This window comes from Brevundimonas sp. FV1ps31S, from assembly GCF_058681265.1.
The window spans coordinates 996,159-1,014,469 of the sequence record NZ_CM178735.1 but is presented as its reverse complement, the minus strand read 5'-3'; the positions used below and the strand labels follow the sequence as shown (position 1 = coordinate 1,014,469).

The following is an 18,311-nucleotide window of genomic DNA, read 5'->3' as shown; positions in this document are numbered from 1 at the left end:
GGTCACGCCGCCTCGGGCGCTTCACCGCACGTCTCCGCCTCCGTGTCCGCATATCGCGCAAGCCACTCGGGAGGCTCGGCCTCGGCCGCGCCATTGACGCGGACGCCTCTCTCCCGGGCCCAGCGGTATCCCCACATGGGGCCGTAGCGCGAAACGAACGTCGCCGCCCGGGTGTAGGCGGGATCGCTTTGCGCCTCATCGAGGGTGACGAACCGGTAGCCGCGCGACACGTACAGGTTCAGCAGATCCGCTAGCGTATCGGCGTTGATCCGATTCAGATGCAGCAGGGCGACGTCGGGAGGCGCGTAACCCAAGACCCGATGATTGAGGTCGGCGTAGTAGTCGATCTGGACGGCGGAATGCCGCAAGTAGCTCTGGCGGACAAGGGCGGCGCACGCCTCGTCCTCCCGGAGCAGCGCCGTGCGGTAGGCGCGCTCGAACATGTAGTCGGACGTATCGATCGTGGACGCAGCGGAGACATAGCCCAAACGTTGAAGAATGGCCTCAATGCCGGCCCGCTTCTCCTCGGTGTCTCCGGTATGGTTCATGGGGAAGCGCATGAACTTCAGCGGCTTGCCCGCCTCTGCCATGAGGGGACGGATCGCGGTTTCGCCGCGAACGATCTCCTGCTCGATTCCGGCGAGATCGAGTCCGTTGGTGTCGGCGTGGGAATAGCTGTGGTTCCCGAGCGAAAAGTCGCCGTCAGTCCAGGCGCCTAGAACTGGGATCGCCTCATTCCCCAAGGCTTCCACCGTCGTTTCAACGACGAAGGCGGTCGCCGGTGCGGAGAATCTCTGCAGGGTCTCGCGAACCCGCGCATTCAGCACGACGATTTCGGTCGGCGTAAGCGCGCCTTCCTCTTCGCCGACGGGGCCTGCATACGGCAGATCGTCGAAGGTGATCGCAACGCTCCGGTCAGTGGAGCGATCCTGCGCCGACGCGGGCGTCGGCCCGAAGAAGCCCCCCGCACCAAGAACTAAGGCGAGACCAAACCCGACCATGACCTGCGTCCGGGCTTGCGGGCGCCCCCTCATCGGCCGTTTCCGGAGGGAGCAACTATAGATCTCGACATTCCTCATCAGCATTGTCTCACCAGCCTCCAGCAAAGGGTCATTCCGTCGTTGGTTCAGAACCCGCCGGGTCTCCGGACATCGGGTTGCAGTGTTCAATCGTCGGGCACGGCGAAAGTCTGTTGGCGGCGCCCGCAGCCCCTCGATCTTCTCGAGGAGACCGCCGGACGCCGCCCGAACAGCCGCTCATTCCCGCTGATAATAGGTGATCGAATTCGCTTCGGGTATCGAGACCGTCACGCCGCGCACTCGGTTCCAGGCGTCGCGCCGGAACTCGAATCCGATCGTGTAAAGCCCGGCCTGAACGAAGTGCGACGGACCCAGGGGCAGCAACGTCGTCGCTTGCTCCTGGCCCGGCAGGGTCACCGCGACCGCATCGTCGGTGATGCTGATCTCGAAGGCGTCATGGTCGAAGCTGTCGGCCGCGGCGCGGCTCAGGTCCATCGGCACGGCAGGGTCGAGGCGGTAGCGCCCGGCATAGTCCGGCGAGGGCGGCAGGCGCAGCGCCACGGCCTGCACCGGGGCGTGGCCCCCCCGGCCGATCGCGTCGGCCAGGGCGTTGCGCACCTCCGTGACGAGCGCGCCGCCGTTGCTGCCGTTGGTCAGGATCACGAAGCCGTCGCCGGTCTCCGGATAGCCTTCCATAAAGGCCAGATAGCTTTCGTTGGCCCCAAGGTGGAAGAAGTACCGGCCGGGACCGGCGCCGCCCAGCTTGGGCCCCAGGCCGAAGGCGCCCGGAGACACCTCGGTCATCATCGCCGTCGCAAGCGGTTGCGGCAGGAAGTCGGATCGGCCCTGGTAGCTGTTGATCAGGCCGCTCACGAGCCGGCCGAGATCATTGGCGCTGGTCCACAGGCCGGAGGCGCCGCTCTCGCCGAAACTCTCCCAGCCGCGCGGAAGGGCCGTGGGCGCGCCGTCGCCGTCATGCGCCCGGGCGATATTGCCGCGCGCAGCCGACAGGGGGCTTTCAAACGTGCTTCGCCGCATGCCGAGCGGCGTAAAGACCAGGGCCTCGGCCAAGGCCTCGAGCGGCTGGCCGGTCGCGTCCTCCAGCACGGCCTGCTCGACGGTAACCGCGCCGCCGGAATAATCCTGGACCCGTCCGGGCGCATTCCTGAAGCGCACCGCGTCTTCCTTGGCGGGAGCCTCTCCCTCCAGCACCTGCAGCAGGGTCGGCAAGGGCTCATCGGGCTGATAGTCCGCGAAGCCGTGCACGCCCAGCCCGGAGGTGTGCGACATCAGCATGCGCAGACTGACCTGGGGCTGAGGAACCTCGGCGGAAGGCGGCAAGGCCCACCGCGTCAGGTGGTCGCCGACATTGCGATCCAGATCCAGCCGCCCCAGAGCGACCAGACGCAAGGTCGTCGAGGCCGTCACCACCTTGCTGATCGACCCGACCGAAAACAGGGTGTCGCCATCAACCCTATCCTGCGTACCAGCCTGGCGTAGGCCGTAGCCGACCGAGCGCACCACCTCGCCATTCCTCACGACCGCGATCGCCACTCCGGGCACATTGTACTGACGCATGCGCTCGGCCAGCGACCAACCGGGAGCCTGCTGGCCTGCAGGAATCACATTGGGACGCAGGCCTCCATCGAGGGCGGAGAGCAGATCCCGATCCTCCGGCGTCCGCGTCGGCGCTTCGGCCGGAGGCGCAGCGGACTGAACAGGGCGGGTCGTTTGAGGCGGAGCCAGGGCGGCGACGTCTCCCGTCCAAAAGATCAGGCATCCGCCCGCAGTCGCCAGTATCCGTTTCATCGACTACTCCTCCGTTTAACTCGGAAATGACTTATCGCTCGCTGGCGGCAAAACCGAACAGGCGAGGACCGTCGCCCTCAGTCGCTGCGCAAGCTGTGCAGACGCTTGCGCGATTGAACAGGTGATGTCCGGCACGCATCAGCCTGAACCGCGCCTGGCCCGAACATGCGGGCCGGAAATCACCAGATCTGAATGCGCTCCCTTTCCGGCAGGTACAGGGCGTCACCGGCTTTGACATCGAACGCGTCATACCAGGCATCGAGGTTCCGAACCGTGAGCATGCGTTCCCTGGCCGGTGCATGAGGATCGCCCAGAAGCTGGCGCCGGAGATAGTCTTCACGGTATTTTGCGCGCCAAGCTCGCGCCCACGCGAGGAAGAAGCGCTGGTCCGGCGTGAAGCCGTTCGGGAGAGACGGCTCCGGGACGTTCGAGCGATGAAAGGCGTCCAGGGCGATCTCGAGCCCCGCCAGATCCGCGATGTTTTCGCCGATGGTCAAGGCGCCTCGGACGTGGACGCCGGGCAGAGGCTCATACTGGTCGTACTGGGCGATCAACGCCTCCTGCCTGTCGACGAACGCGCGCTCGTCCTCGACCGACCACCAATCGCCCAAGGCGCCGGTGACATCGAACTTTCGTCCCTGGTCATCGAACAGATGACTGAGTTCGTGACCGATCGTGGCGCCAAGGCCGGCGTAGTTGGCCGCCGGATCGGCGTCCGGATCGAACAGCGGCGATTGCAGGTAGGCCGCCGGGAACACCACGTCGTTGGCGGCCGCGCTGGCATAGGCGTTCGCGGTCGTGACCGGAGCGCCCCAACGCGTTCGGTCAAAGGGCTTGTCGAGATCCGTCATCATTTCGGCGAAGCGGAATGCGCTGACGCGAGACACATTGCCGATCAGGTCGTCCCGCGCGATCCGAAGGCCGGAGTAGTCTCTCCAGCGGGCGGGATGGCCGATCTGGATGGTGGTGGCCGCGAGTTTCTCGCGCGCCATCTGACGCGCCTGCGGCGACATCCAGGACGAACGCGCAAACTTGTCGTCCAGAGCGGCGACCAGATTGTCGATTATCGCCCTGACCTGGGCCTCGGCCTTCGGAGAAAAATGTCGGGCCACATAGATCTGCCCCACGTCATCCGCGAGCGAATTGCTCACCAACATGACGGCCCGGGCGGCGCGCGGCGCGGGGTCCGTCGCGCCGGTTAGCACGCGGCCAAAGAAGCCGAAGCGCGCCTCTTCCCAGGCCGGGGGCAGGAAGCGCGCGTAGCTGCTGAGCAGCCGAAGCTTCAGATAGTCCCGCAGCACGGGCTCGGGGGTCGCCAGGAACACCCTCGCTTCGGCCGCGAGCGCGCTGGGCTGGGCGACGATCAGGGCGGCGGCTGGAGGGACCCCCAGGCCATCGAGATAGGCGCTCCAGGAGAATCCTGGCGAGCCCGCGTCCAGATCGGCCCTTGTCATGGCGTTATAGGTCCTGACCGCGTCGCGAGAGTCGGAGGCCGTCCAGTGCCCCTCCGCGAGCCGGGTTTCGAAGGCCACCACGTCGGCGGCCCGCTCCACGGCCCGATCTTCGCCTGAGAGTCTCAGCAAGGTCGCGAGATAGGCGGCGTACTGGCCTCGCACTTCAATAAGACGCGGATCGTCGGCGAGGTAGTAGTCCCGACCGGGCATGCCCAGACCGGACTGTTTCAGGGTCAGGGCGCTGCGGTCAGGCACACGGTCATCCTGCCCGACGCCGAACCCGATCAGGCCGCCGATGTCGAAGCGTGCGAGGCTCGCCATGGTTCGAGCGATCGCGGCGTGGTCCGAAGAGGCCGCAATCGCCTGCAACCAGGGCTGGACGGGGTCCAGACCTCTTGAGGCGATGGAGGCCTCGTCCATGAAACTGCCGTGGAGGTCGCCGATCCTTGATCCGGGCCGCGCCGCGGCTTCGAGGATCAGGGCTTCGGTCTGCCGCGCGGCATTGTCCTGCAGGGTCTGGGTGGTTCCCACCCAGGCGCGATCCGGGGGAATGGTCGTTTCATCGAGCCACCGGCCGTTGGCGTAGGCATAGAAGTCGTCGCCGGGCCTCACGGAGAGGTCCACGGCGTCGATGTCTTCAGTCTGGGGAGCTTCAATCAGAGGGGCTTGAGCCAGACAGTTTCCTGGCGCGGCCCCGAACACGAGGGCGGCCACGACCAGGGGCAGGAACCGTAGAGGCGTCATTTTGAATGTCTCGCAGTCAGCCCCGCGTCGGGCTGTCCGTGAGGTGACGCATCCCGGGTCCCGCTGGATGATCGGGTGCGAAATATTTGTCTCGCCGGTTCACAAGCGTCATCCATATCGGGTCCAGATGCGTCAATGGCTGGAAACCAACGGATCGGAGACTTCATGCTGGAACCCCATTTCGCCGGCGCGGTCGTGATTTCGATCGTCTTCCTCGTCATCGCCGTTCAGGTGCTGCGCCTTGCGCGCCTCGCGCTCGTGCAAAGGGCGATGCGGCGGGCCCTCGACGCCGGCGACCGGATCGCACCCGAGATTCTGGCCCAGGCGTTTGATCGCCCCGCGGGCCCGGGAGCCGCCGTAGAAGTTCGAAACGGCCTGATCCTGATCGCGATCGGCCTGGCGACCGCAGCGTTCGGTCTGATCCAGGGTCAGGAAGCGACGATTCGCCTGGCGTTGGGGGTCGCGGTCTTTCCCGGTCTGGTTGGGGGGGCCATGCTGATCTACGGCCTCGTCGTGCTTCGGCGCCAACGGACCTGATCGATCACATGGAGGACGATGCGGTCCTGAACGCCAGGGCGGCCGCCGGGGACCGCGAGGCGTTCTCACAACTGGTTCTGCGCCATGAGCGACGCCTGAGAGCCTTTCTGGCGCGTTCGGCCGGCCCTGCTCTCGCCGACGACCTGGCGCAGGAGACCTTCCTGCGCGCCTGGCGGCGAGCGCGGCAGTTCGATAGTCGAGGAAATTACGCCGCCTGGCTCTACAGGATCGGCTGGCGGATGTTTCTCGACGACCGACGCAGAAGCGGCTTGGCCCTCCGCACAACCGCCGGCGCCGCCCTGCTCGCCGCCGACGCCGGCCTCGAACCCGACCACCCGATGCGCATGGATCTCGGCGCCGCCATCGACCAGCTTGGTCCTGTCGAACGGGCAGCTCTGCAGCTTTGCGAGGGAGAGGGTTGGACGCACGCCGAAGCCGCCCACATCCTTCAAACGCCCCTGGGTACGCTGAAAAGTATTGTCTCCCGGGCCAAGCGAGATCTCCGCGCCAATTTGGACAGGGGAGCCTGAACCTGTGAAGGTCGAACAGATGGATGCCGAAATTCGCGCGACTCTCTCGCCCCACGAACGACCTCCGGATTATCGCTTCGCGTCGCAGGTGGACCGTCTGGTCGCCGCCGAGGCGCGGAGAACGGAGTTCCGTAGCGGCTGGTTGCGGCGCGCGGGGTGGGATGGAAGCATCGGACTGGCCATGGTCTGTAGCGTGTTGTTTCTGGCGAGGTGGGGCGGCGACGCCAGCCTTCCCGTGGCCGCCTGGCTGGTTGCCGGCGTCGTCTGCGTATGGGTGCTCAGCTACGACTGGTCATCCGATGGGGTTGGAGCGACCTCGCCATGGCCTCTCCTGATGCGTGATGAGGTCCGCCCGAGCTCAGGGCCAGCCAGCAGCAGACGATCTGAAAGTCCGGGTTGAGTCGAGGCCGTGTAAAAACGCATCGAACCCGATTTTCGGCGCAATAATCTGCCCGCCTTCGGCTGAAGTCGGCTGAGTAAATGCAAAGAAAAGCACCCCTACAGCCTTTAAGGGCAGGATGTTGCTCAAAATTCTTTGCGAGTCGGGTTTTACACAGCCTCAGTCAGGATCGGCCCCTAAGGACGCACGAAAGGTCGAGCCTGTCTCCCGCCCTCTACCACCGTAGGGCTACGGATTCTCGCTATCCCACCCGACCGCTACAGTCCCTCTCATCCGCGAATCCCCTCGCCAGAGGCCGCTCCCCCATGCCCGCCGCCCCTCACTCCCACTCGATCGTCCCGGGCGGCTTCGACGTCACGTCGTAGACCACCCGGTTCACGCCGCGGACCTCATTGATGATTCGCGTCGCGGTCTTTGCCAGGACGTCCCAGGGGAACTGGTAGAAGTCGGCGGTCATGCCGTCGGTGGAGGAGACGGCGCGGAGGGCCAGAACCTTTTCGTAGGTACGGGCGTCGCCCATGACGCCCACGGTCTTGACCGGCAGCAGGACGGCGAAGGCCTGCCAGATATCATCGTACAGGCCGGCCTTGCGGATCTCGTCCAGATAGATGGCGTCGGCCTGTTGCAGGGTCTCGACGGCTTCGGGCGTGATCTCGCCCGGGATGCGGATGGCCAGGCCCGGCCCGGGGAAGGGGTGGCGGCCCACGAAGGCGTCGGTCAGGCCCAGTTCGCGGCCCAAGGCGCGAACCTCGTCCTTGAACAGTTCGCGCAGGGGTTCGACCAGTTTCAGCTTCATATAGTCGGGCAGGCCGCCGACGTTGTGGTGGCTCTTGATGACGTGAGCCTTGCCGCTGGACGAGGAGACGCTCTCGATCACGTCGGGATAGAGGGTGCCCTGGGCGAGGAATTCAGCGCCCTCGATCTTGTTCGCCTCGCGGTCGAACACCTCGATGAAGACCCGGCCGATGATCTTGCGCTTGGTCTCCGGGTCCGACTGGCCCGCCAGCTCGCCCAGGAATTCCTTCGACGCATCAACGTGAACGAGCGGGATGTTGTAATGCTCGCGGAACAGGGTGGTGACCTGGGTCGCCTCGTCCTTGCGAAGCAGGCCGGTGTCGACGAAGACGCAGGTCAGCTGGTCGCCGATGGCCTCGTGGATCAGCACCGCCGCGACCGAGCTATCGACCCCGCCGGACAGGCCGCAGATCACCTTGGCGTCGCCGACCTGTTCGCGGATCTGGGCGATCTTCTCGTCGCGATAGGCGGCCATGGTCCAGTCGCCCTTCAGCCCGGCGATACCGTGGGTGAAATTCTTCAACATCTGGTGGCCGCGCGGGGTGTGCATCACCTCGGGGTGGAACTGCACGCCATAGAAGCGACGGGTCTCGTCGGCGATCACCGCATAGGGCGAACCGGCCGAAGAGGCGACGACGTCGAAGCCCGCGGGGATGGCGACGATCTTGTCGCCGTGGCTCATCCAGACCGTTTCTTCCTCGCCGACCGGGGCCAGGTCGGCCAGCAGGGGGGAGGCCTTCTCGACGGTGATCTCTGCGCGTCCGAACTCGCGGGTGTGGCCGCCCTCGACCTTGCCGCCCAGCTGTTCGCACATGGTCATCTCGCCGTAGCAGATGCCCAGCACCGGCACCCCGGCCTCGAACACGGCCTGGGGCGCGCGGGGGCTGCCCTCTTCGTGCACGCTCTCGGGACCGCCCGACAGGATGATGGCCGCCGGGTTCATCCCCGCCAGCGCCGCCTCGGCCTTCTGGAACGGATGGATTTCGCAATAGACGCTGGCTTCGCGCAGGCGGCGCGCGATCAGCTGCGTCACCTGGCTGCCGAAATCGACGATGAGGACCTTCTGGTGGTCGTGCGGCGTGGTCATGGCGTGATCGAATCCGGGGCGGGAGGTTGCGCGGGGTCTTGGCCTTGTGCGGCCGGGATTTCAAGGGCGGCGAGGCCGTCGGCCTCCAGCACGGCGATCAGACGGTCCAGGGCGACGGCCAGGTTCTCGTCCACATGGTGCAGGGTCGAGGTCCAGTCCTCGAGCGCCTTCAGTTCGGCGCGGCCGTCCGACACGCCGCGCAGGGCGACCAGGGGCACACCGAAGGTCTGGGCCGACCGGACCAGGGCCCAGGTCTCCATGTCCACCATCTCGGCGTCTATGGCGTCATAGGCGGCGCCGGAGACGACATTGGCGCCGGTCGACAGGGTGGCGGTCGGCACGCCGGGGATGGGGCAAGGCAGAGGCAGGACCGCAGGCTGGTCCAGCAGCGGCGTCACGCCCTTGGCGAAACCCAGGGCGCTGGCGTCCATGTCGCGATAGGCGACCGACGCGGCCTGATAGACGCAGGCGTGCTCCAGCACCCGCGAGCCGCACGACCCCAACGACACGATCAGGTCCGGCAGGTCGCCCGCCGCCTCCAGCCGCGCCAGGGCGGCGGTCAGGACGACGGCGGCCTCCACCGGGCCCACGCCGGTCATCAGGGGCTGGATGCGGGCGCGGAGGTGGTCGCCATATTCGGCGGGCGCAGCCATGACGTAGAGGACTGAAACCTCGCCGTGCCGCGCCAGCCCAGCCCCCATCAGGCGGCGCGCTGATAGACGGCGGCGAAGAAGCCGTCGGTGTCGGCCGAGGCCGGCGACAGGCGCAGGCGCGCGCCGGACGCCAGTTCGGCGAACTTCACCCGCGCGGCCTCGGTCAGCTGCGGCGCCGAAAGGACGTCGGCCACTGGAACGGGGCGGAAGTCCGGGTTGGCGGTCTCGAAGGCGTCGGCGCTGGCCTCGTTCTCGCGCGCCAGCATCGAACAGGTGACATAGACCAGACGCCCGCCCGGCTTCACCAGCTTGGTCGCCTGGCTCAGGATACGGACCTGGAGCGCGTGCAGCTTTTCGACCTCTTCCGCCGTCAGCCGCCATGCGTCCTCGGGCCGACGCCGCCAGGTGCCCGACCCCGAACAGGGGGCGTCGACGAAGACCAGATCGGCCTGGCCGTTGACGGCTTCCAGTCCGCCGCCGTTCTGACCGATCAGCACCAGCTCGGCCTCGACACCCGCGCGTTGCAGGCGGGGCCGGATGTTCTCGAGCCGCTTGTTGACGACGTCGGAGGCGATCAACTTGCCCTGGCTGTTCATGGCCTGGGCCAGACCCAGGGTCTTGCCGCCGCCGCCGGCGCAGTAATCCACCACCGTCGTGCCCGGTTCGGCGCCCGCCAGCCAGCAGACCACTTGGCTGCCTTCGTCCTGGATCTCGAACTTACCGGCCTTGAACCCGTCCAGGGCCTGGATATTGGGCGGCGGCTCCGACGGCACGCGCAGGCCCCATTCGGACCAGGGGGTGCGCGAGACCTCCAGACCGGCGGCCCGCAGCTCGGCCTCGACCGCGTCCACCGTGGCGGTCGCGCCATTGACCCGCAGGTCGATGGGCGCGCGCGGGGCCATCAGGGCGTGGGCCTCCTCGGCCCAGCGCTCGCCGAAGGTGGCCTTGAAATCCTCGACCACGAACTCGGGCAGGCCAGCGGCGACCCAGCCGGGAACTTCGCCCTGCCCGGCCGTGATCCGGCTGCGTTCCTGTTTCGACAGGGGCCGCGGGCCATATCCGTCGCCCGAGTGCAGAGCTTCGATCTCTTCCAGCGACAGGCCGTCAATGGCGTGCAGAGAACCGATCACCAGGGCCCGGCCATCCTCGCGCCCACCCATGATCCACGACAGTCGGCCGCGCGCGCGCAGCACCTTGTAGACATGATCGGCGATGGCCCGCCGATCTTTGGACCCGGCATAGCGGTTGGCGGTCCCCCAGGCCTTCAGGACGGTTTCCGCCGGTTGGTTGCCCTGGGCGATGGAGTCCAGGACGGCGGCGGCGGCGGCGAGACGGGCGGCTGGGGTCAATGCGGACTTTCAGAGATCAAAGGAACAGGGAGGCCAGGACCATGGCCAGTCCCGCGAGCGAGACCAGCCAGACCAGCGACCGGATATAGGGAATACCGAGGGCGTAGAGCGGCACATAGACGACGCGCGCCCAGAAATAGAGGGCCGTCCCCCACACAGTCAGGGCGCCGGACGCCCCGATCACATGGGCGATCAGCACCGCGCCGATGAACAACGGCAGGGTTTCATACAGGTTGGCCTGGGCGCGTTCGAGACGGCCGGTCAGCGGCTTTCTCGCCGCCGGCGTCTGGTCGCGCGGCCCCGCATTCCACTTCGAGCCGAACTCGACCGTCCGCGCCCCGGCCGGCAAGAAGACCTGCACCAGCGCCAGGATCAGCGTCAGGGCCAGATAGGTCAGTTCGGTCGTCATGGCCTTATCCCTGTCTGTAGTTCGGCGCCTCGCGCGTGATCATCACGTCGTGGACGTGGCTCTCCCGCAGGCCCGCGCCGGTGATGCGCACGAAGCGGGCGCGCTCCTGGAAGTCGGCGATGGTGCCGGCGCCGACATAGCCCATGGAGGCGCGCAGCCCCCCGACCAGTTGGTGCAGAACCGGGGTTATCGGCCCCTTGTACGGCGTCTGGCCCTCGATGCCCTCGGGCACTAGTTTCTCGGACGAGACTTCCTTCTGGAAGTAACGGTCGGCCGAGCCGCGCGCCATGGCGCCGACCGAACCCATGCCGCGGTACGACTTGTAGGACCGGCCCTGGTACAGGAAGACCTCGCCGGGGCTCTCGTCGGTGCCGGCGAACATCGAGCCCATCATGGCCACGTTCGCGCCGGCCGCGATGGCCTTGGCCAGGTCGCCCGAGTATTTGATCCCGCCGTCGGCGATGACCGAGGCGCCCGTGCCGCGCGCGGCCCGCGCGGAGTCCATCACCGCCGTCAGCTGCGGCACGCCCACGCCCGCGACGATGCGGGTGGTGCAGATGGAGCCGGGGCCAATGCCGACCTTGACCGCATCCGCGCCCGCGTCGATCAGGGCCCGCGTCGCGTCATAGGTGGCGACGTTGCCGGCGATGATCTGCAGCCGGTTGTTCTCGCGCTTGATGCGCTCGACCACCTGGGCGACCGAGGCCGAATGGCCGTGGGCGGTGTCGATCACCACTACGTCCACGCCGGCGTCGGCCAAGGCCATGGCCCGCTCATAGCCCGCGTCCCCGACGGTCGAGGCCGCCCCGACCAGCAGACGACCCTGGTCGTCCTTGGCCGCATGCGGGAAGGCCTGGGCCTTCTCGATGTCCTTCATGGTGATCAGGCCGACGGCCCGATAGTCTTCGTCCACCACGATGACCCGTTCGATCTTGCGGGTCTTCAGCAGGTCGCGCGCCTCTTCACGGCTCGCGCCCTCGCGCACCGTGATCAGGTCGCCCGTGGTCATCAGCGAGGCGGCCGTCAGGTTCAGGTCGTTCTCGAACCGCATGTCCCGGTGGGTCAGCATGCCGACCAGCTTCCCGGTCGCCGGATCAACGACGGGGAAGCCGGTGATCTTCTTGCGCGCCACAATCTCGCGAACCTCGCCCAGGGTCGTCTGCGGCCCGACCGTCACCGGATTGACCACCATCCCGCTCTCATAGCGTTTGACGGCGCGGACCTCATCGGCCTGCTCCTCGATGGTCATGTTGCGGTGAAGCACGCCCAGGCCGCCGGACTGGGCCATGGCGATGGCCAGGCGGTGTTCCGTCACCGTGTCCATGGCGGACGACAGCAGCGGGATGTTCAGTTTGATGTCGCGTGTCAGCTGGGTCGAGACATCGACCATCGCCGGCATGAACTCGGACGGGCCGGGTTCGAGCAAAACATCGTCGAAGGTCAGTCCTTCGCGTATCTCCATAGGGAGTCTCCGTTTTGCGGGCCGCGTATAACGGGGTGCGGGGGGCTACGGCAAGGGTCTTGCGGCTTATGGACCCAATAGATTTTATTGGTTTGCAACCGAGGCGGCCAATGACCATTCTTGCAACATGGTCGGCGTCATCCTCAGCACCGCGCGCAAACTGGCTTTGAAGATCGCCAGCTATGGCGTCATGCACCTTGTCGTGGCCGTCCTGGTGGCCTTCGCCATCACCCGCGACTGGCGCATCGCCCTGGCGGTCGGGATGGTCGAACCCTTCTTCCAGACCATCGCCTATTCGATCCACGACCGCGTCTGGCACCGGATCGAACGCCGTCGGATGGCCTCCAATATCGAAGAGGCGGCCGAGGCTTTCACCGCCCGGCTCGACATCATGTCGCCCGACGAACAGGCCCGCGTCCACGACCATCATGGGCACGGCCACAGCCACGCCCTGCCCCGCTCGTTCAAACAGGTGGCGGTCAAGACCGTGACCTATGGCGTGATGCACTTCACCGTCGCCGTGGCCGTCGCCTTCGCCCTGACCCAGGACCTCCGCACGGCCCTGGCCATCGGCACCATCGAACCGCTGGTCCAGACGGTCTTCTTCACCCTGCACGACCGCATCTGGACGCGGATCGAACAGCGCCGCGCCAGCCGGCAGCCGGCGACGGCCTAAACCTCGTCGCGCGGCCGCCGCCTACCGCTTGTTCAGCGCCACCAGAAACACCTCGGCGCTGTCCTTCCGGCTGGACGCCGGCTTGACGTATTTGACCGTCTCGAACTCCTCGCGCAGCCGCGCCAGAACCCCGCCGGCGTCGCCGCCCTGGAAATTCTTGGACACGAAATTCCCGCCCGGCCGCAGGGTGCGGATGGCGAAGTCGGCGGCGATCTCGATCAGGGCGATGATCTTCAGGTGGTCGGTCTGGCGATGGCCGACCGTATTGTGCGCCATGTCCGACAGCACCAGGTCCGGCGCCCCGCCGATGGCGTCGATCAGTTGCTGGTCCACGCCCGGATGGGTGAAGTCGGCCTGGAACAGGGTCGCGCCCGGAACCGGTTCGATCATCAGCAGGTCCACGCCCGCCACGGCGCCCGCCCCACGATTGACCGCCACCTGGATCCAGCCGCCCGGCGCCGCGCCCAGGTCGATCACCTTGCTGCCGCGCTTGATCAGATGAAACTTGTCGTCGATCTCGATCAGCTTGAAGGCGGCGCGCGAACGCCAGCCCTCGGCCCGCGCCTTCTCGGACCATTTGTCGGACAGCTGACGCTTGATCCACTGCTGGCTCGACATCGACTTGGTGTCGGCCGTCTTCATTTTGGTGCCCATGCCGCGCCCGGCGGCGGTTCCGCCCGTGGGCGGCCTCACCATTCGACGACGTTCCTGCGGCTTTTCATCTTCACTCATCGTTCCCACATAGCCCCGACCGGCGTTGCGGGCTATGTCCCGCCTCAAATCAACCCCCAAGAGGACGACCGAAATGGCCGACACCCTGACCTTCACCCTGGACACCGGCGACGGCGAAGCCCGCGACGTGGTCATCAAACTGCGTTCGGACCTGGCCCCCGGCCACGTCGAACGCATCACCGAACTGGCGTCGGAAGGCTTCTACGACGGCGTCGTCTTCCACCGCGTGATCCCCGGTTTCATGGCCCAGGGCGGCGATCCGACCGGCACCGGCACTTCGGGCTCCAAGAAGCCGAACCTGAAGGCCGAGTTCTCGGCCGAGCCGCACGTGCGTGGCGTCTGCTCGATGGCCCGCACCTCGGATCCGAACAGCGCCAACTCGCAGTTCTTCATCTGCCTGGACGACGCCACCTTCCTGGACCGCCAGTACACGGTCTGGGGCCAGGTCGAATCCGGCATGGAACACGTCGACGCCCTGCCCAAGGGCGAGCCCCCCCGCGCGCCGGGCAAGATCGTCAAGGCGACGGTCAACTAAACAGCGCCTCGCCTTTCTGGATCGTATCGGCGGCGACGCCGGTACGATCCAGGCCGTTGCCTTAACCGGCAGGCGGCGCTCCCGCGCCGCGCCGTCCGTCGAACCGGGTCGCCTGCGCTTCACGCCAGACCTCGCGCAGCCCCTGGATCGGCTGGTCCGCGCCCAGCAGCGCCAGCTGCTCGATCCAGACCGTGGCCAGTCGATCAACTGTTGACTGAGCCCAGCCCGGCGGCTGTTGGCGCGCCCAGTTCTGAACCGATCCCGCATTAAAAACCAACAGGAAGGCGCAGGCCATAAACAGGGTCTGGCTGGTCCACCGTCGCGCGCGTGACGCCTGGCCCTCCTCGTCCAGAGCCGGCGCCGGGGGAAAGGCGAACCGTCCGAGGGCTATCAGGGCGTTATCGCGCGTCGGCAGGTCATGGGCGTCCGCACCACCGATCCAATCGCTCGGCGGATCGGCCGCCGCCGGTTCCTCCAAGGGCGGAAACGGCGACACCGGCGGGTACGCCTGTGTCGGGAAGGGCTCGACCGGGTCCTTGGGATCGCTCATCGTCGGATCAACGCCTCAGAACTGGAAATAGATGAAGGGCGCCACGCCCTCGGGCCGCATCGCCTCGACCAACAGTATCGCCACCCCGATCAGCACCCCCAGAGTCGGCGACGGCGCCGTCTTCAGCCGCTCGGCCAGGCCTTCGACCGCGCGCGGCGGCAGCCCGTGCATGGCCAGCCCGCCGACGATCAACACCAGCACGAAGGGCGTCACCAGGCTGAACGTCTCGAACCGCCCCAGTCCGGCCAGCATCTGCATCGCTAGGTCAAAGGTCTCGGCCCGGAACAGAATCCAGCCCAGGCAGACGACGTGGAAGGTGATCAGAATTCCCAGCCAGGTCGGGATGACCTTGCGATCCTTGACCACCGCACGACCGAGGCGCTCGACGACCTGCGCCCCGCCGTGCAGCGCCCCCCAGGCCACGAAGGTCCAGGCCGCCCCGTGCCACAGGCCGCCCAGCAGCATGGTGATCATCACATTCAGACACGACGACCACAGCCCCTTCCGACCCCCGCCCAGCAGCACATAGAGATAGTCGCGCAGCCAGCTGGACAGGCTGATATGCCACCGCCGCCAGAAGGCCTGCATCGAGGCCGCCCGGTACGGCTGGTCGAAGTTGCGCGGGAAGGAATAGCCCAGCAGGGCCGCGATCCCGATGGCCATGTCCGAATAGGCAGAGAAGTCGCAATAGATCTGGACCGCATAGGCATAGACCGCCGCCGCTATGTCGATCGCCCCATAGGCCGAGGGATCGAAGAAGACCGGATCGACCAGCCGCGTCGCCAGCTCGGACGCGATCACCGTCTTCTTGAACAGGCCCCAGACGATCAGCAGCAGCCCATGGGTCGCCATCTCGCGCGTCAGCCGGGGCACCCGCGCGAACTGGGGCAACAGGTCCGACGCCCGCACTATGGGCCCCGCCACCAGATGCGGAAAGAAGCTCATCAGCAGCATGACGTCCAGCAGGCTCTGGGCCGGCGCCGTCTTGCCGCGATAGACGTCGACCACATAGCTAATGCCCTGGAAGGTGAAGAAGCTGATCCCCACCGGCAGCACCACCTGCAACAGGGGCAGGTCCCGCTCCCAACCGAATTGGGCAAGCAGATCAACAGCCTGTTCGACGAAGAAACCGTAATACTTGAAGAATCCCAGGATGGTCAGATTGGCCGCGACGCCCAGGCCGACCCACAGCTTGCGCCGTCCCGCCTGGTCGCTGCGCACGATCAGAGCGGCCACGCCCCAGTTCAGCACGGCCGAGGCGATCAGAAGCCCCACGAACCGCCAGTCCCACTGGGCGTAGAAGAACCAGCTGGCCAGCAGCAGGAACAGTTTGCGCCGCCCGTTCTCCCGATCCAGGCTCCAGCTGACCAGATAGACGAACAGGAAGAAGACCGCGAAGGCCAGGGTCGGAAACAGCATCAGTCCGCCTCCCCCTGCGCCGCCGTCCAGCGATCATAGGCCCCCGTCAGATCGTCGCTCAGCACCCCGCCGATCCACTCCGCCCCGATCGAGGTGAAATGCACCCGGTCGGGCCGCATATAGGGCTCAGGGCTGGTCGCCAGCCGCTCCGCAGAACAGTCGCCCCCCATCCGTCCGTACCAGTCCCAGAAGGCGACGCCCGTCTCGCCCGCGACCCGACGCTGCACATCCCGGACCACCGCCAGAGCCGCCGGGGCCGCCCGCGATCCGTCCGGGTCACAACCGCCCGCCAAACCTGACTTCAGCCCCTCCGGCGCCGCCAGGATCAGCAGCGACGCCCCCGGCGCCAGCCGCCGCAGCCGCTCGATCTGCCCCCGCAGCAGGCCAGCGTAGGCCTCGGCCTCCACCCCTTCAAATCCATCATTGACGCCAAAGGCCAGAATGATCAGCGACGGCCGCCACGCCTCCAGCTCCGCCGCGACCACCGCCTGATCCCGCGCCGCCTGATCCCGCAACTTCGCCCCGACCACGCCCAGGCTGGACACGACCACGCCCGGCCCGCTCCGCTCGATCCAGACGTCGTGCAGGGTCACGGCCCCCGTCGGGCTCAGCCTGACGGAAGACGTCGCAGCGCCCAGCCGCAAGCTCCGGCATAGGGGCGCCGCCTCGGTCGCGCGGAAGTCCGCTTCGACCGTCTCATCCGGGGTCGTTGCCGTGATCCGTCCCGCGAGCGGCCCGCTGTCGCCACACAGCCCCACGATGTCGAAGGCCGCGCCCTGCTCGGCGGTCAGGTTCAGCACCGCCCCCTCGCCCGTCTCCGACCGCGCCCCGCCCAACCCCGCCCTCAGGGTCGCCGCCCCGTCCGGCCCGGTCAGAGGCGCGACCGATATGGGCCAGTCGCGCGCCGTCACCTCGACCTGCATCGGCCCATAGCCGGCATAGGGAACCCCTGGCGGCAAAACCCCGCGCCCGCCCGCTCCGAACCGGGCTTGCATCCGTGCGCGCAAGGCGCCGGTGATCCGGTCACCGGCCGTATGGCTGTCGCCGATCTGCAGGATGTGGACGGGCCGGTCTCGCTCTCCCGCCTCGGTCGCCGCCAGGGCCTCGAACACCCCCTCCAGCGCCTCGACGCCGCAGATCCCATCGGGACAGACCGACGCCCCCGGCGCCGGCGCGGGCATGGGCGCATAGGGGACCTCGGTCCCGCTTTGCATCCCCAGCATCAGCACCGCCGCCCCCACGGCCCCCAGGCTCATGGTCAGCCGGTCGTCTGCGGTTGAGCCGCCGCAACATCCAGGCCCGAGTCGCGCTTCAGCCGCTCCGCCACCGGCGCACCGATGCGGCGATAGCCGGCCATGGTCATGTGGATCCCGTCATTGGCCCGCATCAGCTGCGGCCGCCCGCTCGCGCCGGGCAGATAGGCCGCGTACTCGCCCGCCGCGTCGGCGGTGACGCCGGTCGTCTCGATCAGGGGCAGGTTCAGCGCCGCCATCCGTTCGCGCACCACCGCGTTGATCACCGCCATCTTGGCGTCGAACCCGGCCCGCTTCATCTTCGGCAGACCGACCCAATAGACGGCCACGTCATTGCCCCGCAGCAGGCCGACCAGATCATCGATCCGCTTCCCATAGGCCGCCTTCCAGCCCGGCGTGCCGAAATCATGGATCACCCCGTCCAGGCTGATGCCCTGGGCGTCATTGGTCCCGAACATCACCACCGCCGCATCGACCGGCGTCTCGCTCAACTGCCGCGCCGTCTTGGCCTGGATGTCCACATAGTCATAGCGCGACAGACCGGTGGAGACCGCGCTGAACTGGGTCACAGTGACCCCCTTCTCGCCATGCAGGTCACGGTACAGGGCGGCCCACAGACCGTCCGCCATCGAATCGCCGAACACCCCGATCCTCAGTTCGCCCTGCGCGAGCCGCGCCTTCAACGGCGTCACAGTCGTCTTCGCAATTGGGTCGGCCGCCGGGCTCTCGACCGGCGTGACTACTGCGGGCGGACTGGCCGAGGCGTTGGCGGCTCCACCCAGCATCAGAGTCGGATGGCGCAGCCAACCGCGCCCGTCCGGCGTCAGAGCCAGGCCGATCACGACCCCGACCACCAGAGCCGCCGTCAATCCGTTGATGCCTGCGCGCAAGTCCGCCC

At 67.3% G+C, this 18,311-nt stretch carries 17 protein-coding genes; 4 read left to right on the top strand and 13 right to left on the bottom strand.

Annotation, left to right across the window (positions count from 1 at the left end):
• Window positions 1-2 precede the first annotated feature (2 nt).
• The 3 genes from ACVPT3_RS04680 to ACVPT3_RS04670 all read right to left on the bottom strand — a co-directional run bounded on the left by ACVPT3_RS04680 (window position 3) and on the right by ACVPT3_RS04670 (window position 5,026).
• Window positions 3-1,001 (bottom strand): polysaccharide deacetylase family protein, encoded by a 999-nt coding sequence (locus ACVPT3_RS04680; RefSeq protein WP_492043034.1) that lies wholly within the window; start codon window positions 999-1,001, stop codon window positions 3-5.
• Between the two features lie 255 nt (window positions 1,002-1,256).
• The gene (locus ACVPT3_RS04675; RefSeq protein ID WP_492043033.1) at window positions 1,257-2,828 is read right to left on the bottom strand and encodes a serine hydrolase domain-containing protein; all 1,572 of its coding nucleotides are present in this window, start codon (window positions 2,826-2,828) and stop codon (window positions 1,257-1,259) included.
• A gap of 179 nt (window positions 2,829-3,007) precedes the next feature.
• The gene (locus ACVPT3_RS04670; protein WP_492043032.1) at window positions 3,008-5,026 is read right to left on the bottom strand and encodes a M13 family metallopeptidase; all 2,019 of its coding nucleotides are present in this window, start codon (window positions 5,024-5,026) and stop codon (window positions 3,008-3,010) included.
• 165 nt (window positions 5,027-5,191) lie between these two features.
• Here ACVPT3_RS04670 and ACVPT3_RS04665 point away from each other — a divergent pair, with 165 nt between their 5' ends.
• Both ACVPT3_RS04665 and ACVPT3_RS04660 read left to right on the top strand, forming a co-directional pair.
• Entirely contained in the window at window positions 5,192-5,563 is a 372-nt protein-coding gene (locus tag ACVPT3_RS04665) for a hypothetical protein (protein WP_492043031.1), read from the top strand.
• Window positions 5,564-5,571: 8 nt separating this feature from the next.
• On the top strand, window positions 5,572-6,093 hold the full coding sequence (locus ACVPT3_RS04660) for an RNA polymerase sigma factor (RefSeq protein ID WP_492043030.1): 522 nt from the start codon (window positions 5,572-5,574) through the stop codon (window positions 6,091-6,093).
• Window positions 6,094-6,812: 719 nt separating this feature from the next.
• Here ACVPT3_RS04660 and guaA read toward each other — a convergent pair.
• The 5 genes from guaA to guaB are packed head-to-tail and all read right to left on the bottom strand — an operon-like array spanning window position 6,813 to window position 12,248.
• Window positions 6,813-8,375: a glutamine-hydrolyzing GMP synthase gene (gene guaA, locus ACVPT3_RS04655; protein WP_492043029.1), complete on the bottom strand. Its 1,563-nt coding sequence runs from the start codon at window positions 8,373-8,375 to the stop codon at window positions 6,813-6,815.
• The gene (locus tag ACVPT3_RS04650; RefSeq protein ID WP_492043028.1) at window positions 8,372-9,076 is read right to left on the bottom strand and encodes a 5'-methylthioadenosine/S-adenosylhomocysteine nucleosidase; all 705 of its coding nucleotides are present in this window, start codon (window positions 9,074-9,076) and stop codon (window positions 8,372-8,374) included. The genes guaA and ACVPT3_RS04650 overlap by 4 nt, the downstream gene beginning before the upstream one ends.
• The gene (locus ACVPT3_RS04645) at window positions 9,076-10,377 is read right to left on the bottom strand and encodes an RsmB/NOP family class I SAM-dependent RNA methyltransferase (protein WP_492043027.1); all 1,302 of its coding nucleotides are present in this window, start codon (window positions 10,375-10,377) and stop codon (window positions 9,076-9,078) included. Before ACVPT3_RS04645 ends, ACVPT3_RS04650 begins: the two co-directional genes overlap by 1 nt.
• A gap of 16 nt (window positions 10,378-10,393) precedes the next feature.
• Window positions 10,394-10,786, bottom strand: a complete 393-nt coding sequence (locus tag ACVPT3_RS04640) for an MAPEG family protein (protein ID WP_492043026.1) — start codon at window positions 10,784-10,786, stop codon at window positions 10,394-10,396.
• A gap of 4 nt (window positions 10,787-10,790) precedes the next feature.
• Window positions 10,791-12,248 (bottom strand): IMP dehydrogenase, encoded by a 1,458-nt coding sequence (gene guaB, locus ACVPT3_RS04635; protein ID WP_492043025.1) that lies wholly within the window; start codon window positions 12,246-12,248, stop codon window positions 10,791-10,793.
• Window positions 12,249-12,375: 127 nt separating this feature from the next.
• Between guaB and ACVPT3_RS04630 the strand changes: the two genes are divergently transcribed.
• Window positions 12,376-12,924, top strand: a complete 549-nt coding sequence (locus tag ACVPT3_RS04630; RefSeq protein ID WP_492043024.1) for a DUF2061 domain-containing protein — start codon at window positions 12,376-12,378, stop codon at window positions 12,922-12,924.
• Window positions 12,925-12,945: 21 nt separating this feature from the next.
• On the opposite strand, the gene ACVPT3_RS04625 is transcribed toward ACVPT3_RS04630, so the two are convergent.
• Entirely contained in the window at window positions 12,946-13,656 is a 711-nt protein-coding gene (locus ACVPT3_RS04625) for an RlmE family RNA methyltransferase (protein WP_492043023.1), read from the bottom strand.
• Window positions 13,657-13,729: 73 nt separating this feature from the next.
• On the opposite strand from ACVPT3_RS04625, the gene ACVPT3_RS04620 reads away from it, so the two are divergent.
• Complete coding sequence (locus ACVPT3_RS04620) at window positions 13,730-14,191, top strand: peptidylprolyl isomerase (RefSeq protein WP_492043022.1); 462 nt, start codon at window positions 13,730-13,732, stop codon at window positions 14,189-14,191.
• 61 nt (window positions 14,192-14,252) lie between these two features.
• Here ACVPT3_RS04620 and ACVPT3_RS04615 read toward each other — a convergent pair whose 3' ends face one another.
• Genes ACVPT3_RS04615 through ACVPT3_RS04600 form a run of 4 tightly spaced genes read right to left on the bottom strand, consistent with a single transcriptional unit; the run spans window position 14,253 to window position 18,303 of the window.
• Complete coding sequence (locus ACVPT3_RS04615; RefSeq protein ID WP_492043021.1) at window positions 14,253-14,741, bottom strand: hypothetical protein; 489 nt, start codon at window positions 14,739-14,741, stop codon at window positions 14,253-14,255.
• A 15-nt stretch (window positions 14,742-14,756) separates the two neighbouring features.
• Window positions 14,757-16,160, bottom strand: a complete 1,404-nt coding sequence (locus tag ACVPT3_RS04610; protein WP_492043020.1) for an MBOAT family O-acyltransferase — start codon at window positions 16,158-16,160, stop codon at window positions 14,757-14,759.
• The gene (locus ACVPT3_RS04605; protein WP_492043019.1) at window positions 16,160-17,416 is read right to left on the bottom strand and encodes a GDSL-type esterase/lipase family protein; all 1,257 of its coding nucleotides are present in this window, start codon (window positions 17,414-17,416) and stop codon (window positions 16,160-16,162) included. The genes ACVPT3_RS04610 and ACVPT3_RS04605 overlap by 1 nt, the downstream gene beginning before the upstream one ends.
• Before the next feature lie 2 nt (window positions 17,417-17,418).
• A complete protein-coding gene (locus ACVPT3_RS04600) occupies window positions 17,419-18,303 on the bottom strand; it encodes an SGNH/GDSL hydrolase family protein (protein ID WP_492043018.1) in 885 nt (294 codons plus the stop codon).
• Window positions 18,304-18,311: the final 8 nt, after the last annotated feature.

Excerpts from the sequence above, each read along its gene's own strand:
- ACVPT3_RS04680 (WP_492043034.1), bottom strand. The coding sequence starts at position 1,001 with ATGGTCGGGTTTGGTCTCGCCTTAGTTCTTGGTGCGGGGGGCTTCTTC.
- ACVPT3_RS04675 (WP_492043033.1), bottom strand. The coding sequence starts at position 2,828 with ATGAAACGGATACTGGCGACTGCGGGCGGATGCCTGATCTTTTGGACG.
- ACVPT3_RS04670 (WP_492043032.1), bottom strand. The coding sequence starts at position 5,026 with ATGACGCCTCTACGGTTCCTGCCCCTGGTCGTGGCCGCCCTCGTGTTC.
- ACVPT3_RS04665 (WP_492043031.1), top strand. The coding sequence starts at position 5,192 with ATGCTGGAACCCCATTTCGCCGGCGCGGTCGTGATTTCGATCGTCTTC.
- ACVPT3_RS04660 (WP_492043030.1), top strand. The coding sequence starts at position 5,572 with ATGGAGGACGATGCGGTCCTGAACGCCAGGGCGGCCGCCGGGGACCGC.
- guaA (WP_492043029.1), bottom strand. The coding sequence starts at position 8,375 with ATGACCACGCCGCACGACCACCAGAAGGTCCTCATCGTCGATTTCGGC.
- ACVPT3_RS04650 (WP_492043028.1), bottom strand. The coding sequence starts at position 9,076 with ATGGGGGCTGGGCTGGCGCGGCACGGCGAGGTTTCAGTCCTCTACGTC.
- ACVPT3_RS04640 (WP_492043026.1), bottom strand. The coding sequence starts at position 10,786 with ATGACGACCGAACTGACCTATCTGGCCCTGACGCTGATCCTGGCGCTG.
- guaB (WP_492043025.1), bottom strand. The coding sequence starts at position 12,248 with ATGGAGATACGCGAAGGACTGACCTTCGACGATGTTTTGCTCGAACCC.
- ACVPT3_RS04630 (WP_492043024.1), top strand. The coding sequence starts at position 12,376 with ATGGTCGGCGTCATCCTCAGCACCGCGCGCAAACTGGCTTTGAAGATC.
- ACVPT3_RS04625 (WP_492043023.1), bottom strand. The coding sequence starts at position 13,656 with ATGAGTGAAGATGAAAAGCCGCAGGAACGTCGTCGAATGGTGAGGCCG.
- ACVPT3_RS04620 (WP_492043022.1), top strand. The coding sequence starts at position 13,730 with ATGGCCGACACCCTGACCTTCACCCTGGACACCGGCGACGGCGAAGCC.
- ACVPT3_RS04615 (WP_492043021.1), bottom strand. The coding sequence starts at position 14,741 with ATGAGCGATCCCAAGGACCCGGTCGAGCCCTTCCCGACACAGGCGTAC.
- ACVPT3_RS04610 (WP_492043020.1), bottom strand. The coding sequence starts at position 16,160 with ATGCTGTTTCCGACCCTGGCCTTCGCGGTCTTCTTCCTGTTCGTCTAT.
- ACVPT3_RS04605 (WP_492043019.1), bottom strand. The coding sequence starts at position 17,416 with ATGAGCCTGGGGGCCGTGGGGGCGGCGGTGCTGATGCTGGGGATGCAA.